General features: G+C 31.9%; 8 protein-coding genes and 1 pseudogene. 3 read left to right on the top strand and 6 right to left on the bottom strand.

Features of this window, described 5'->3' with window-relative positions:
• The first annotated feature begins 3 nt into the window (after nucleotides 1-3).
• The gene (gene gatB / locus CLOPA_RS06475; protein ID WP_015614661.1) at nucleotides 4-1,434 is read left to right on the top strand and encodes an Asp-tRNA(Asn)/Glu-tRNA(Gln) amidotransferase subunit GatB; all 1,431 of its coding nucleotides are present in this window, start codon (nucleotides 4-6) and stop codon (nucleotides 1,432-1,434) included.
• A 204-nt stretch (nucleotides 1,435-1,638) separates the two neighbouring features.
• On the opposite strand, the gene CLOPA_RS06470 is transcribed toward gatB, so the two are convergent.
• Nucleotides 1,639-3,021 (bottom strand): L,D-transpeptidase family protein, encoded by a 1,383-nt coding sequence (locus tag CLOPA_RS06470; RefSeq protein WP_041710819.1) that lies wholly within the window; start codon nucleotides 3,019-3,021, stop codon nucleotides 1,639-1,641.
• 1,330 nt (nucleotides 3,022-4,351) lie between these two features.
• Here CLOPA_RS06470 and CLOPA_RS06460 point away from each other — a divergent pair.
• Entirely contained in the window at nucleotides 4,352-4,702 is a 351-nt protein-coding gene (locus tag CLOPA_RS06460; protein ID WP_015614658.1) for a YrdB family protein, read from the top strand.
• 159 nt (nucleotides 4,703-4,861) lie between these two features.
• Here the strand turns inward: CLOPA_RS06460 and CLOPA_RS06455 are convergent, their stop codons facing one another.
• Entirely contained in the window at nucleotides 4,862-6,337 is a 1,476-nt protein-coding gene (locus CLOPA_RS06455; protein ID WP_015614657.1) for a protein adenylyltransferase SelO, read from the bottom strand.
• Between the two features lie 622 nt (nucleotides 6,338-6,959).
• Here CLOPA_RS06455 and CLOPA_RS24185 point away from each other — a divergent pair.
• Nucleotides 6,960-7,347 (top strand): annotated as a pseudogene (locus CLOPA_RS24185) (IS66 family transposase); the annotation flags it as partial.
• 145 nt (nucleotides 7,348-7,492) lie between these two features.
• On the opposite strand, the gene CLOPA_RS06445 reads toward CLOPA_RS24185, so the two are convergent.
• The 4 genes from CLOPA_RS06445 to adhE all read right to left on the bottom strand — a co-directional run bounded on the left by CLOPA_RS06445 (nucleotide 7,493) and on the right by adhE (nucleotide 15,528).
• Nucleotides 7,493-8,551, bottom strand: a complete 1,059-nt coding sequence (locus CLOPA_RS06445) for a PDDEXK nuclease domain-containing protein (protein ID WP_015614656.1) — start codon at nucleotides 8,549-8,551, stop codon at nucleotides 7,493-7,495.
• A gap of 126 nt (nucleotides 8,552-8,677) precedes the next feature.
• Nucleotides 8,678-9,277 carry a hypothetical protein gene (locus tag CLOPA_RS06440; protein WP_015614655.1) on the bottom strand — a complete coding sequence of 200 codons (600 nt, stop codon included), beginning with the start codon at nucleotides 9,275-9,277 and terminating at the stop codon, nucleotides 8,678-8,680.
• Between the two features lie 1,237 nt (nucleotides 9,278-10,514).
• Complete coding sequence (glmS, locus tag CLOPA_RS06430) at nucleotides 10,515-12,344, bottom strand: glutamine--fructose-6-phosphate transaminase (isomerizing) (RefSeq protein ID WP_015614653.1); 1,830 nt, start codon at nucleotides 12,342-12,344, stop codon at nucleotides 10,515-10,517.
• Nucleotides 12,345-12,921: 577 nt separating this feature from the next.
• Nucleotides 12,922-15,528: a bifunctional acetaldehyde-CoA/alcohol dehydrogenase gene (gene adhE / locus CLOPA_RS06425; protein ID WP_015614652.1), complete on the bottom strand. Its 2,607-nt coding sequence runs from the start codon at nucleotides 15,526-15,528 to the stop codon at nucleotides 12,922-12,924.
• Nucleotides 15,529-15,881 lie beyond the last annotated feature (353 nt).

Below are 15,881 nucleotides of genomic sequence, written 5' to 3'. Positions count from 1 at the left end.
GCAATGGAATATGAAGTTGTTATAGGACTTGAAGCTCATACTGAACTTTCAACAAAAACTAAAATATACTGCGGATGTAAAACTGAATTTGGAGGGCAGCCAAATACTCATGCTTGTCCTGTATGTATGGGACTTCCAGGTTCTTTACCACATTTAAATAAAAAGGTTGTAGAATATGGTATAAAGGCAGGTCTCGCTTTAAACTGTTCTATTACCAAGTATGGAAGAATGGATAGAAAAAGTATTTTTTACCCAGACTGTCCTAAAAACTATCAAATAACACAGGATGAACTTCCTCTTTGCAGAGATGGTTTTATAGAAATAGAATTAGAAGATGGAAGTAAAAAGAAAATAGGAATAGAAAGAATACATATTGAAGAAGATGCTGCTAAACTACTGCATACTACAGTGGGAACTTTAGTAGATTTTAATAGGTCAGGCGTTCCTCTTACAGAAATAGTTTCAAAACCAGACCTTAGAAGTCCAGAGGAAGCAGTTCAATATCTTGAAAGATTAAAGAGCATTATTTCTTGTGTAGGTGTTTCTGACTGTAAAATGGAAGAAGGATCTTTAAGATGTGATGCTAACGTTTCTGTTATGAAAAAGGGTTCTAACGTTTTTGGTGTAAGAACAGAAATTAAAAATATGAATTCTTTTAAGGCATTAGAAAAAGCTATAAATTTTGAAGTTAATAGACAGATAGCTGCAATAGAAACAGGAGAAAAGCTTTCTCAAGATACAAGAAGATGGGATGATGCAAGTAATGTTACTGTAGTTATGAGAAGTAAAGAATTTGCAAATGACTATAGATATTTTCCAGAGGGAGACCTTGCTACATTAAATATAGATGATAAGTGGATTGAAGAAATAAGAGAAACTATACCTGAACTTCCATATGAAAAAGAACAAAGATTTGTAGAACAATTTAAGATTCCTAAGTATGATGCAGGAGTATTAACTCTTACAATGTCAATGGCAGATTTCTTTGAAAAAACAGCAGAAATCAGTGGTGATGCTAAGTCTGCATCAAATTGGCTAATGGGAGATATTTCAAAGATAATGAAAGAAAATGCTGTTTGGGTTGAAGATTTAAAATTTACCCCAGAACAATTAGCGGAGCTTATAAAGCTTATTAATGCTAGTACAATTTCAAATGCTATTGGTAAAAAAGTTATAGTAGATATGTTTAACACGGGTAAATCACCTAAAACAATAGTAAAGGAAAAAGGGTTAATACAAAATAGTGATGAAGGTGCTATACTAGAGGTCGTTAAGAAAGTATTAGATAGTAATGCTAAATCTATTGAAGATTATAAAAACGGTAAAACTAAAGTACTTGGTTTCCTTGTAGGTATAGTAATGAAAGAGACAAAAGGAAAAGCTAATCCTCAAATTGTAAATAAACTAATGAATGAAGAAATAAAAAAATATTAAAGGTTTTGGGGCTGCTGCATTAGCGATTTTTCAAATCGCTATCAACAGCTCTTTTTATATAGTATAGCAAGATTTAAGTTAATTAATTCCATTTACTTTTCAGTACATGGCATGGATGCTCCCATTACCCCTAAAAAAGGTAAAATATTTTTCATTCAATTGTTCAACCATATTATTAAATTAATTTAATTTTTCATTAGCTCCCTAATAATAACACACAACAGGAATACCTACATCAATATTATCAAATATTGTCTGTGCTAAATTGTATGGTGAATTTACACAACCGTGAGAGCCATTTGCCTTGTATATCTCTCCTCCGAACACACTTCTCCATGTTGCATCATGTATTCCAATTCCTCCATTAAACGGCATCCAGTAACTAACAGGAGCACTGTAACCTTGACCTTTTAGAGTGGCATTTCTTTCTTTATCTTTTAATCTGTAAATTCCTGCAGGTGTTGCGTCATTTAGGCGTACGTTACCTGTAACAACATTTCCTTCCACTACCAGTGAACCATTTTTATAAAACCATAGATGTTGCTTTGTCATATCTATTTCTACATATGTATTTCCAATATCACTGCTACCATGAGATACAGCAGTTTGACTGTATGCCGGTTCTTTTGTTATCGTTTTTCCTTCTTTTATCGCTTCACTTAAATCTTGTACTTCTTTATCAATATTAATTTGCCTGCCATAGTCACCACCGCTAATATTTATAGTATTTCCTGATGATGTATGAAAACTTCTTGTCTTACCAGCAGTATTATAAGTATTAGCAAGTGACTGTACATATTCTTTTACCTTTCCCTCATCAAGTATAACATTAAAATTACCATCAACTGTAAGCCACTTATTTATTGTTGAGCCATCTAAAATTTCCTTATTGTCTCCAAAAGTATAGGTGACTTTTGAAGATACATATTTATTGAGCATGTTCCTAGTTTCGATAACTTTTTGAGATTTTGAAGTATACTTCGGAGTTATATAACAATTAGCAGACTCCAGATCTATTGTTGATTCCTGCTTAGATATTGCATCTGCTGCACGTTCAAGTAAAATATTCTTATCTATTTTGTTACCTTTAATTTCGTCTACAATCATAAAAGCATTGCCTACATATTTAAAGCTGGGTTCTTTAGGTTCAATTATATTTTTATCAGCAAAACAAGATAAATTATCTACTTGTTTTGTGAACCTTCCTTTATCATATGAAATTTCTGCTGTTATGTTGGAATTTTTTATATTAAAAAACGATGAAGGCCATTTCAAAGGATTCTGTTCATCTTTAAGCTTCTTAAATTGTTCGTCGGATTTATACTTTAAATTAATATCACCTGTCTTAATTTGTTCCTTCTTACCATCTCGCTCTTTTATATTCAAAGAATATGTATGCAGCTCAGATGTCATTTGTGCTTTAATTTCTTCCACTGTTTTACCTGATACATCAATACCGTTAATTTTAGAACCAAAATATAAATGCTTCATGAAATATATTGAAGTGACAAAATATACAACAAATAAAGTGCAAAAAGAAATTGTTATTCCTGCTATAATTTTATTATGTTTACTTATAATTTTCATAGTATACTCCCCTTCATACCCCAGTCTTTTATAGTTGTTTTCCGCACCACCTTTTCTAAATATTACTACCATATGTATTTTTTATTAACTAAGAAAAAATCCTTTTAGATTTATTATTCAAGTTTATAAATTTAGTTCTGTAAAATTTATTACGAGGTTGTACAACTCTAAAACCATAATTAGTACAACCGTTAATAATATTGTTCAGTAATTGTCTATACAGATCATACTCATTAATACTAACTAAAGAATTTTTCTTTTACTATTTAGAAGCTTTTATGTTTCTTTTTTGAAATATATAACCATTATTAAAATAAGCAATGAGATTATTAATATATGTAGAATTATATTATATGTATTAGCAAAATATTCATTATAACCTTTTAATTTTCTTTCAGTTGCACCAAAGATTGTATAATTCCAATGTGAAGTATATTGAATTATAGCCCAATCTATGAGAAATATTGATAATATATATTTCCCTTGTTTTTCTTTTAATAAAAATAATATAGAACAAACCACAAAGATTATACACCAAACAGTGTCAACACTCAGAATACCAAGACTTTCAACTAAGTCAAATTTCCCCAAAGAAAATCCTGTAATGTATAGCGTAAACTAGAAAAGTAAATCACCTAATAGTATATTTATATTCTTCAATAAGTTAATTAATTCTTAATTTCACAAGGTATTCTATATCATTATAAAATGTTCAACTTTGAAGTTCCCATTATAGACATTATATTCAATTCTTTAAAACACTTTCCTTAATACCATTATTCTACAAATAAACTTAATTTCCTTCAAAAGTAGAATTTTTACTAATCCCCATCCATTGCTCTTTTCTTTATTTTTATATTTACAATAATATGATAAAGCTTACCATATTAAATATTTATGAATATAACTTTATCAATCAAATGTAGCCTTGTAAAAAAGATTGAACAAAATAATGATTAAAGGTGCCTTAAATTCATAAATCTAATAAATAACTTTTCAAATAAAGTTTGATTAAAATTCCATTGTGCTAGGAGCAACAATATAATACTTTTGTAAAAAAGTTTGTTCAAAAACTGAATATATCCCGAATTAGATAGGTAGATAAAATTGTACTTTGAAAATTGAATAATACGGTATTTGTAAAATAAATCTATAATATATTTTATCTTTAATAATGGATTATATAGAGTAATATGGTATACTTTCTATATAGATTAAGTCAAAATTGTAAATTATTGCGCAGTAGCAGGGAGACACTAAAAGGAGAAAAAATCATAGAAGAGGATAGCATAAGAGTTGGTTCATTTATGTATAGAGGAGGCTTCGCAAAATGGCTATCTTGATTTGGATAAATATTATTCTAAGGGGTATTATGGAGTTCGGTATAATTGCCGCATTTGCACTATGGGGATACTGGATTGGCAATCGTACAACTCAAAAGATTTTGTTTTGTATATTTGCACCGATATTAGTGTTTACATTTTGGGGTTTTTTTGATTTTCGTAAGATAGTTCCTAATCCTGAGTTATTTCGTTTAGTTCAAGAGTTATTCATTTGTGCAATAGCCGTTATAGCATTAAATGTTTCTGGACATCGAACATTATCAATAATAATGATTGTAATTTCAAGTATTCATTACATATTAGTTTATACATTGGGACAAACGCTTATAAAAAAATAACAAATTTTGTGTTTCTGAGAAACGACTTTATCAAACATTTTAGATAACCCTTTGAAAAATATACGGAATAGAAAAAGGGCTATTAAATATGCCCTTTTTCATATAACAGTTATTTTTAATTTTCACTTTACATCAGTTAGCTAGCCTAATGCTTCTATATCAAGTACCGCAAAAGGTTCGGTAAGGACGCTTTGATTTCGCAGACAGTTTGGAGTAATCAGCCTGTTCAGGAGAGTGCGCGTAGGGGCACGAAAGAACATCAAGAAGCCTCTCCATCACGCTGTAGTCTCCATGTTTCACCGCGGCTTCTAGTGCCTCTTCTACCCGGTGGTTGCGAGGGATTAGTGCAGGATTGCTGCTTTGCATCAACTGATGGGAGGAGATTTTTGGTTCCTGCTGCCTGCCTAGTCTCGCCTGCCACAGCTCATGCCACTGAGCAAATGACCTGGTGCCAAACAGCACCGTATCCGACCACTTATCAAAAGTTAATGCGCGGAAGGTATTGGTATAGTCCGCACCATAATTCTGCATCATGCTGAGGAGGCCTTCAATAAGGGTTTCATCCTGCAGCTCTTCGTTAAAAATTCCCAGTTTTCCTCTCATCCCTGCCAGCCAATTACTGTGATACAACTCAGTAAAATCTGAAATCGCATCCTGGGCCAGTTTGACAGCCTGCACCTGGTTGTCATGCAGTAGCGGCAATATGGTTTCAGCAAATCTCGCCAGATTCCACTCGGCAATATGCGGCTGATTGCCATAGGCATAGCGGCCATGAATGTCAATGGAACTGAATACCGTTGCCGGGTCATAGGCATCCATGAATGCGCAAGGGCCATAATCAATGGTTTCTCCACTAAGGGTCATGTTGTCGGTATTCATTACCCCGTGAATAAAGCCAACCAGCTGCCATTTAGCAATAAGCATGGCCTGACGCTTGATCACTTCCTGAAGCAGGAAAAGATAGCGGTTCTCATCAGCGTCAACTTCTGGGAAATGTCTCTGCAATGTGTAATCAGCCAGGGCCCGAAGCTCCTCAACAGTGCCCCATTTTGAAACGTATTGAAAGGTGCCCACACGCAGATGACTGGCAGCCACGCGGGTAAGAATTGCACCAAACTGCTCGGTTTCTCGGATTACTGACTCACCGGTTGTCACCACCGCTAGGCTGCGGGCGGTAGGAATATCAAGCCTATGCATTGCTTCGCTGATGATGTATTCACGAAGCATTGGTCCAAGTGCCGCTCGACCATCGCCTCCGCGGGAATATTGCGTTTTACCTGAACCTTTGAGCTGAATATCAATCCGCTCACCTTTGGGAGTAACCTGTTCGCCGAGCAGCAGAGCCCGGCCGTCCCCTAACATGGTAAAATGCCCGAATTGATGCCCTGCGTAAGCTTGAGCAAGAGGCAAAGCGCCTTCGGGAATCTGGTTGCCAGCAAGCACCGCTACGCCATCATTGCTTTGCAGCGCCTGGACGTTCAACCCTAAGGATGTTGCCAACGGATAATTGAGAATGATCAACTTCGGTGAGCGTACAGGGGTTGGGTTGAGGCTGGTAAAAAATGATTTCGGCAGACGAGCATAACTGTTGTCTAAATTCCATCCTGTTTCTATTATTTTTTTTATCTCTGGCATCGTATCTCCTTTTCTTCTTCTATCTTTTTATATCCTAGCTTTTTCTTTTACATAAAACAAAAGTCATAGGTATTCTATGATATTTTTAGTTATATACTTTCTATATCAACACAACGCAACCCCTTTTAGTGTCTGCTTCTGCCAATTTATTATACCCTTTTCACACAAAGATGCGCCCTTTAAATATTTTTTAGGTATGTACTGATAATTCTTTGCCCTGCAGGCATGTCTAATAAAGCTATTTCAATGCTTTAGCAAATAGACTTTTATCCACTCCACTTCAAATAAAATATACTTAAAAATAAAACCCGGTCAAGGTAAAATTCATCTCAACCGGTGCATTTACAATATATTTTAATTCCACACACTAAGGTTTTTACGCTTAAGTATGACCCCGCGGGGCACATATTCCCTTAAAATATGTTTCCATATACTGTGGATTTGTAATAAAGTTTGATTAAAGTATACTTAATAAATGAATTAAAATCGTTAGTGTCAAAATTGGTTTTTAAAATAAAGTTTGAACAAAAACAACATTTTGAAAGCATTTTATTATAATATTTATAATAAGTCTTGATAAATATTCAATGGTACGCCGGATGAGCGAAAAAATAGGCGTCTTGAAACAGAAAAGCCGATTCTAGATGCCTTTTGGGCGTGGATCGATTCTATAAAACATAGTTATCTTCCTAAGTCAAAGCTAGGAAGGGCTGTAGATTACGCAGTGAATAATAAAGAAGGCTTTATGAACTATTTGCTGGACGGCAACTGCGCTATTTCTAATAACTTATCTGAAAATAGTATAAGACCCTTCACTCTTGGAAGAAAAAATTGGTTGTTTTCCGGAAGTCCTAAAGGAGCTGAAGCCAGTGCAGCAGTCTATAGGTATAATTGAAACAGCAAAAGCTAATGGATTGGAAGCATATAGTTACCTTGAATTTTTGTTTAAAAATCTACCCGGTGTCCAATTCGAAGCACATCCTGAATTTTTACAAGAATACCTACCTTGAGATCCATGGGTTAAATCTTCCTGTAAAAAGTATAAGTAATAAAAATTACGACCACTCTAAGGAATGGTCGTTTATTTTGTCCCTACACCCAGTAGTTTACCACTTACTTTACAAAGTAGATTTAAGGATTAAGATAGTTTTTAATTTAAATTTCACTATCATTGTTTCTTTGCTCCAATTGTAATCTTGCCTTTACTATTGCCTTATGAAGCTTTTCCTCAAATATTTCTTTAGGAGGAAGTTGTGTTATATATTGTGCCACATGGATTCCACTTTTATCTAATTCCAAAAGTTCTACTGTTTCCTGTGATTTCTTTGCACAAAGTATTAGTCCTATTGGTGCTTCTTCCCCTTCGTTTCTTTCATGCTTATTTAGCCACCTTAGATATAGTTCTACCTGTCCTTTGTGTTCTGGTTTAAATTTATCTAATTTTAGTTCAACTGCTACAAGCCTTCTCATTTTCCTATGATAAAATAGTAAGTCTATATAATAGTCTTCATCATCTATGGTAATTCTTTTTTGTCTCCCCAAAAAAGCAAAATCAGAACCCATTTCCAATATAAATTTTTCAAGCTCTGCAAGTATTGCATTTTCTAAATCTTTCTCACTATATGTATCTTCAAGTCCTAAAAAATCCGATACATAAGGGTCCTTAAAAAATAAATCTGGTGTCATTCTATTTTCTTCTCTAAGTAGCTTCAAATCATTTGCTATTGTTTCTTCTGGTTTTTTAGATATAGCTGTTCTTTCATACATCATTGAACCCATTCGTTCTCTTAAAGTTCTCACACTCCATCTTTCAGTATTGCACATAGTTGCATAAAACTCTCTTTTTAAATTATCTTCCAAGGATATAAGTTCCTTTATATGAGACCATGTCAATTGTGCAGACAGTGTATGCACAATTTCAAAATCCCCAAAAGCTTCATAAAAAGAAACCATATTAAACAAATTTCTTCTTCCATATCCTCTACCATAATTCGCAATTAACTCTTTGCTTAAATTATCTATTATCTTCTTTCCATAATCGGCTCTTTCTTTTTTTATAATATCTTCTTTTATTGTTCTCCCAATATTCCAATATAAATTTATAAGTTCAGTATTAACAGACCTATAAACTTTTTGTTTAGTGTTATCTATTAACCCAGCTATATCATTATAAAGTAATTTTATTTCTTTACTATCTACTAACTTATCATACATATCTCTAACACCTTCTTTATATGCGTTTACCCTTATTACTTAATCCTAATAATTCTATTAGTGTTCTTTAATATTTTCTCTTTGATTGAAGTCATAATTAGACCTAACAATTTTCCATTTTAAAATTTATTCTATCTCAATTACACTTCCACCAAAACACTGATTATTATTAATAAATTCCTCCCTCAATTTGGAGAATTCTTTTGAATCAGCATTATCTTTAATCAATCTAAATATCTTCCCTAATTCTTCACTCCAATAAGTTATTTTTAATTTTGATAGTATTACTATAATATCATTTCTTACACTTTTATATACTTCAGAAAAATATACAAATTGATCTTTTGTTTCAAAATTTCTACACAACCAATTAAAATATGGATTAAGTAAAGAGAATACAATATCTAACAATTCTGATACATACAGAACATTACTATTTTCACTATCTGAATCTGCAATTTCACCAGTTATCATACAATTGTAAGAATAATCTATACATTTATATAAATCTATATAGTTTTTTCTTAACTTATTTAATTTTCCCGAGTACTTTCCAGAATTAACAAGTGAACTTTGATTTATATCTATTTTATTAAGCTCAGCTAATAATGATTCTTTTGAGCCTAAAGATTCTACTATTATTTTGCTTATATATGATCTATAACCAACCTCAAATGATTTTATTAATTCATCTAAATCTAGTGTACTTTTATTTGATAAAAACATATAATCCTCCACAAATTGCCTGTATTCTATAAAATTTTACAGGAATTTACTTTATTTATCAATACAAGCAATGTTATTAAAATATAATTTTAAACTATTAATAGAATACTTTTGTTAAAATCTATTGTGTTAAATCCATCCTTGTTTAGCTCTAATGAAACCCCTACTCTACTGAAAAAACATCATTATCATAAACTGAAATTTTACCAATTTATTGAAGTTACTTTTTCACTTCATAACACACAGATGCTACAATTGCACTATATTATAAGTAACTAATTAAAATATTATTTTCTTATTGTCAGTTCTAAGTATTCAGTTTCTATAAATACTATTGTTATTATCGATAATAATATACTAACTATTAAATTCAATATAGGAACGACAGATAATATCCATATTATTGATATTAAAAAAATATAATATAACAGCTTTAAATCTTTCGATAGGATTATTTTATGAGTTGTATTATCTTTTTCTTGTATTATTACGCAGTGTTTTAATAAAAATAAAATATCAATAAATATTATGCTATAACTAAATATTAAAGTTTTTATATAAAAAAGCATAAATTCTTAATCTCTCCTTAAATATATATCAAAATAATTAGTTTCTTTATTTAGTGTAATAAACAATAATTTACAAATACATCATATCCATTTCTAATAAAATAAATCAAATATATAAAATACTTTTTCAAAATGTTTAACTATGAAATTAACATTATAGACATTATCTTCAGTTTTTTAGAATGCTTCCTTTAATACCATTATTCTGCAAATAAACTTAATTTCCTTCAAAATTTAGATGCTTTATTTACTAAAAATAGTTTATTATAAAATACCCTTGCTTTACTATTAAATACCTTACTTCTTTAGTGTTAATCCTACTATTTTAATATAATAAAAAATTAGGAACCCCTAATCATTTTCAGATTAAAAGTTCCTAACTCTTAATATAAGCTTTTATATTAACACATATCTATCATATTTGATAGCAATTACTAGTATTAGTTGCCCGAATTTTTTTATTCATAGACAAACTTTATTGTTTTTCACAACATGCAACAATTTATTCTGTTCATGAATAAACCAGATTGTATACCACATATACTACAATGAAAATTGCAAGAATTCCTTCAAAAAAAATAACCACTTATTCATCAACTTAAAAACTTTTTTAGATGCTTAAAGACTTTTTTAGAATACCTACAAAAAATTTCCCATACTAATAAGCTCTATTCCACCGTAACAGATTTTGCCAAATTCCTAGGCTTGTCAATATCGCATCCTTTTGCAGCTGCAATATAGTATGCTAGTAATTGCAATGATATAACTGTAATTACAGGCAATAAAACACTGTTTACCTGTGGCACATACAGTGCTGAATCCACAGTTTTTTCTATACTGTTATTTCCTTCAACTGTTAAACCAAGTACCTTAGCACCTCTTGTTGTTACTTCTCTAACATTACTTAACATCTTTTCATACAAATCATTTTGAGTAGCAAGTGCAATTACTATAGTTCCTTTTTCTATCAAAGCTATTGTACCATGCTTCAATTCTCCACCTGCATAGGCTTCTGAGTGTATATATGAAATTTCCTTTACTTTTAATGCACCTTCCATTGCTACAGCATAATCAATTCCTCTTCCTAGGAAAAACATATCTTTATGCATATAGGTGTTTTCAGCAAACTTTTGTAATACTTCTTTTTGCTTTAATATTTCTTCTGCCTTTTCTGGTAAAGTTAACATACTATTTTTTATATCTTCAATTTCAGCACTCGTCATTGTGTTCTTATTTTGTGCAAAAAATAATCCTAATATATACATTGTAATAAGCTGAGTTGTATAAGCTTTTGTAGATGCAACAGCAATCTCAGGACCTGCCCAAGTATATAGGACATCGTCAGCTTCTCTTGATACAGAACTTCCTACTACGTTTGTAATAGCTACTACTCTTACTCCTTTAGCTTTTGCTTCCCTTAATGCTGCTAAGGTGTCTGCAGTTTCTCCTGACTGACTCATTACAATTAATAATGTTTTATCAGAAAAAATTGGATCTCTATATCTGAACTCAGATGCAATATCTACTTCCACTGGTATTCTTGCCATTTTTTCAATTACATATTTTCCTATAATACCTGCATGATATGCAGTTCCACAAGCTACTATATATATTTTTTCTATATTTTTTATCTGCTCTTTTGTTAGGGCAATATTGTCTATACTTATTGGTTTTCCTGGTATAATTCTTGATGCCATAGTATCTCTTATTGCTCTTGGTTGTTCATGAATTTCCTTTATCATGAAATGCTCAAATCCACCTTTTTCAGCTGCATCAGCATTCCATGTTACATGATGAATATCTTTTTCTAATTTCTTTCCCTCTTTAGAATAGAAGCTGATTTCTTCCTTTGTCATTTCTACAAATTCTTTATCATTCAAATATACTACATCTCTTGTATGATTTAAAATTGCAGGAACATCAGAGGCAATGAAATACTCACCTTTTCCAATACCTACAATAAGAGGACTATCTTTTCTCACTGCAACCACTTTTCCAGGTTCATCAACTGACGTAATTCCTAATGCATAGCTTCCTTCAATTTTAGAAGTAGCTTCCATAACTGCTTCTAATAGATTGCCTTTATAATAGTAATCAATAAGATTAGGAATTACCTCTGTATCAGTTTCTGAATAAAATTCATATCCCTTTGAAATAAGATATTCTTTAAGCTCTAGATAATTTTCAATTATACCATTGTGAACAACACTAATTGTCTTTTTTTGATTAGTATGTGGGTGACAATTTAAATCTGATGGTTCTCCATGAGTAGCCCATCTTGTATGACCTATACCCACACTGCCCTCTAATGGATTTTGTTTTAACTTATCTTCTAAGTTTGCCAATCTTCCTTTGCTTTTAGCCAGGTTCATTTCACCTTTCTTATTGATAATTGCTACTCCCGCTGAGTCATACCCTCTGTACTCCAATTTTCTTAAACCATTTAATAGAATAGATTCCGCATTTTTTTCTCCGACATAACCAACTATTCCACACATAAAATTATACCTACCTTTCAACTTTTAGTTTCAAGGCTTTCAGGCACCTTATTGATATTGTCCCAAAAATTACTTCTTGGTTTTGTCAATATTTTCGGTAGTGCCATACCGCAAGGTATCCGCCGAATTTTCGATACTCCTTGTCCTCGTCAACTTAAGTAAGATATTTTCCAGAAATTTTATTTATTAAATTTCTGGAAAATATCTAATCGATTACGCTTGCACATTCTTAAGTTCTGGCGCTTAATATAAAATTTTTAAAAGCCTTACACTATATATTATACATAAAACCTAATCTTGTGCAACTTAAGATTAAATTTTATCTATAATATATTAATATAAAAAATAAAGATATATATTCCATTAATCACAATTTTTTCGAAAGCAATATTAACTCTTGCAGAATAACTACTAAGCAAAATATTCTTTTCCATTTATTGATCATCATATAAATTAGATTATTACAATTTAATATTTCCAAAATCAATGCCTCTAAAATCATATGACAAATAAATGTAGAAAGTCCTAAAAAGAACTTTCTACTCCAGAAGTCAAGATTCTCAAATATTTTATACCCCTATTTTACTTCATCATCTATCTCAGCCTTATCAAAAGCATTAATAAACATCTGTTTAATTTCACTTATTAATGGATATCTTGGATTAGCCCCTGTACATTGGTCATCAAAAGCAAGTTCGCACATTTTATCAAGTGTAGCATAGAACTTTTTATCTGAGACTCCAGCTTCCTTAATTGTCATTGGAAGATTTATTTTCTCTTTTAATTCATGGATTGCCTTAATTAAAAGTTCAACTTTTTCTTCATCTGTGCTTCCACCTAATCCTAAATAATCTGCAATTTTTCCATACCTCCATTTAGCATTTGGATATTTATATTGAGGATATGCTGCTTGTTTTACTGGGTTATCTGCCGAATTGAATCTAATAACTCCTTCAATTAACAGTGCATTAGCAGTTCCATGTGCTATATGATGTTCTGCCCCTAGTTTATGTGCCATGGAATGACATACTCCGAGGAATGCATTGGCAAAGGCCATTCCTGCCATAGTTGATGCATGTGCCATTTTTTCTCTTGCCTTTTCATTAGTGGTACCTTCTGAATAAGCCTGTGGTAAGTATTTAAATATTAATCTTATAGCTTCTAATGCCAATCCATTGGTATATTCTGATGCAAGCACTGATGTATAAGCTTCTATACCGTGGATTAATGCATCTATACCTGATGCAGCTGTTAATCCTTTTGGCATATTCATCATTAATTCAGCATCTACTATTGCCATGTCTGGAGTTAATTCATAGTCTGCCAGTGGATATTTCACTCCTGTTTTCTCATCTGTTATTACAGCAAAAGGTGTAACCTCTGAGCCTGTTCCAGCGGTAGTTGCTACAGCAATCATCATTGCCTTTTCTCCAAGCTTTGGGAAATTGTATATTCTCTTTCTTATGTCCATGAACCTCATGGCAAGATCTTCAAATCTTACCTCTGGATGTTCATACATTACCCACATTATTTTGGCCGCATCCATTGCTGAACCCCCACCAAGAGATATTATTGTGTCCGGTTTAAAGTCTATCATTTCTTCTGTACCTTTTCTAGCTGTATATAGAGTTGGATCCGGTTCTACTTCTGTAAATACTTTAAAATCAACACCTATTTCTTCAAGAACTTTTGTGATAGAATCTGCATATCCAAGATCATAAAGAACTTTATCTGTCACTATAAATGCTCTCTTTTTATTTAAATCTTTCAATTCTCTTAATGCAAATTGAAGACATCCAAATTTGAAGTAAACCTTTTCTGGCACTCTAAACCAAAGCATATTTTCTCTCCTCTCAGCTACACGTTTAATATTTAACAGATGTTTAGGTCCAACATTTTCTGATACTGAATTTCCTCCCCAAGATCCACATCCTAATGTAAAGGAAGGAGCTATTTTAAAATTATATAAGTCTCCACTTGCACCCTGTGCTGTAGGTATATTTACAAAGGTTCTCACTGTTTTCATGGCATTGCTGAATTTATCTATCTTATCTTTTGCCTTTGTTATATCTGCATATATTGCTGAAGTATGTCCAAGTCCTCCTAGATTAACAAGCGTCACAGCTTTCTCAAGTGCATCATCAAAGTTTTCTGCCCTATACATAGCCAAAACCGGAGATAATTTTTCATGGGCAAAAGGTTCTTCCTTTCCTACAGAAGTGACTTCTCCTATAAGAATTCTTGCTGTTTCTGGTACCTTAATTCCTGCCATTTCAGCTATTTTATATGCTGATTGACCTACTATTTTGGAGTTTATGCCTCCATTTATAAAAATTGTTTTTCTTACTTTGTCTATTTCATTTTCCTTAATTATATATGCTCCTCTTTCTTCAAATTCTTTTCTTACTTCATCGTATATAGAATCCAAAACTATTACAGATTGTTCGGAAGCGCATATGACACCGTTATCAAAAGTCTTTGAAAGAATTACTGAACTTACTGCCATTTTTATGTGTGCACTTTCATCAATTATAACAGGAGTGTTTCCTGGTCCCACACCTATAGCTGGCTTACCAGAGGAATAGGCTGATTTAACCATGGATGGTCCCCCTGTAGCAAGAGTTATATCTGCCTCCTGCATCAGTATTTGTGTTAGTTCAATTGATGGCTGGTCTATCCAGCCTATTATTCCCTCTGGAGCACCTGCTTTCACTGCTGCATCAAGTATTATTTTAGCTGCTGCTATAGTTGAATTTTTTGCTCTTGGATGTGGTGATAACATTATGGCATTTCTTGTTTTTAGTGATATCAAGGTTTTAAATATTGCTGTTGAGGTTGGATTAGTTGTTGGTATTACAGCTGCCACAATGCCTATGGGTTCTGCAATTTTAGTTATACCATAGGATTCATCTGTTTCTACTACGCCACAAGTCTTTTCATCTTTATATTGATTGTATATATACTCAGCTGCAAAATGATTTTTTATAACTTTATCTTCAACAAGTCCCATACCTGTTTCTTCTACTGTCATTTTTGCCAGTGGTATTCTTGCATCCAGCGCCGCCATAGCTGCCTGCCTAAAGATTTCATCTACCTGCTTTTGTGAGTATTCTGCAAACTTTCTTTGGGCTTTTCTCATTTCCTCTAACCTTACATTTAATTCATCAACATTACTAACTTTCATAAGTTACACCTCTTTCTTAATTTTAATACATAGCAATTTCAAATCATATTAGTTACATATATTTTTCAAAAATACATTGCACTAATGTGCAATGTAGCACTAATGTCTATATATATTATCTGTCATTGTTTGTTAAATGTCAATCAATTTTTAAATATTTTTTCTTCATAAATCATTATATTTTAATATACGTATCTATACTAACTATTTATTCATGTATTTTTTAATAATTAATTGTTAAATATTTAACTATCATATGCATAATATAAGCATAAATATTATTAACATTCATTGTTGTTAATAATATAACAACAAACAGAATAGCTATTAAAATTATAAATTTTATCTTAACA

The sequence above is a fragment of the Clostridium pasteurianum BC1 genome, assembly GCF_000389635.1.
Classification (GTDB): domain Bacteria; phylum Bacillota; class Clostridia; order Clostridiales; family Clostridiaceae; genus Clostridium_I; species Clostridium_I pasteurianum_A.
The sequence above is the reverse complement of the archived record's forward strand: the minus strand, read 5'-3'. Positions and strand labels throughout refer to the sequence as shown.

Coding starts and splice junctions, on each gene's coding strand:
- gatB (WP_015614661.1), top strand. CDS start 4: ATGGAATATGAAGTTGTTATAGGACTTGAAGCTCATACTGAACTTTCA.
- CLOPA_RS06470 (WP_041710819.1), bottom strand. CDS start 3,021: ATGAAAATTATAAGTAAACATAATAAAATTATAGCAGGAATAACAATT.
- CLOPA_RS06460 (WP_015614658.1), top strand. CDS start 4,352: ATGGCTATCTTGATTTGGATAAATATTATTCTAAGGGGTATTATGGAG.
- CLOPA_RS06455 (WP_015614657.1), bottom strand. CDS start 6,337: ATGCCAGAGATAAAAAAAATAATAGAAACAGGATGGAATTTAGACAAC.
- CLOPA_RS06445 (WP_015614656.1), bottom strand. CDS start 8,551: ATGTATGATAAGTTAGTAGATAGTAAAGAAATAAAATTACTTTATAAT.
- CLOPA_RS06440 (WP_015614655.1), bottom strand. CDS start 9,277: ATGTTTTTATCAAATAAAAGTACACTAGATTTAGATGAATTAATAAAA.
- glmS (WP_015614653.1), bottom strand. CDS start 12,344: ATGTGTGGAATAGTTGGTTATGTCGGAGAAAAAAATGCGGAATCTATT.
- adhE (WP_015614652.1), bottom strand. CDS start 15,528: ATGAAAGTTAGTAATGTTGATGAATTAAATGTAAGGTTAGAGGAAATG.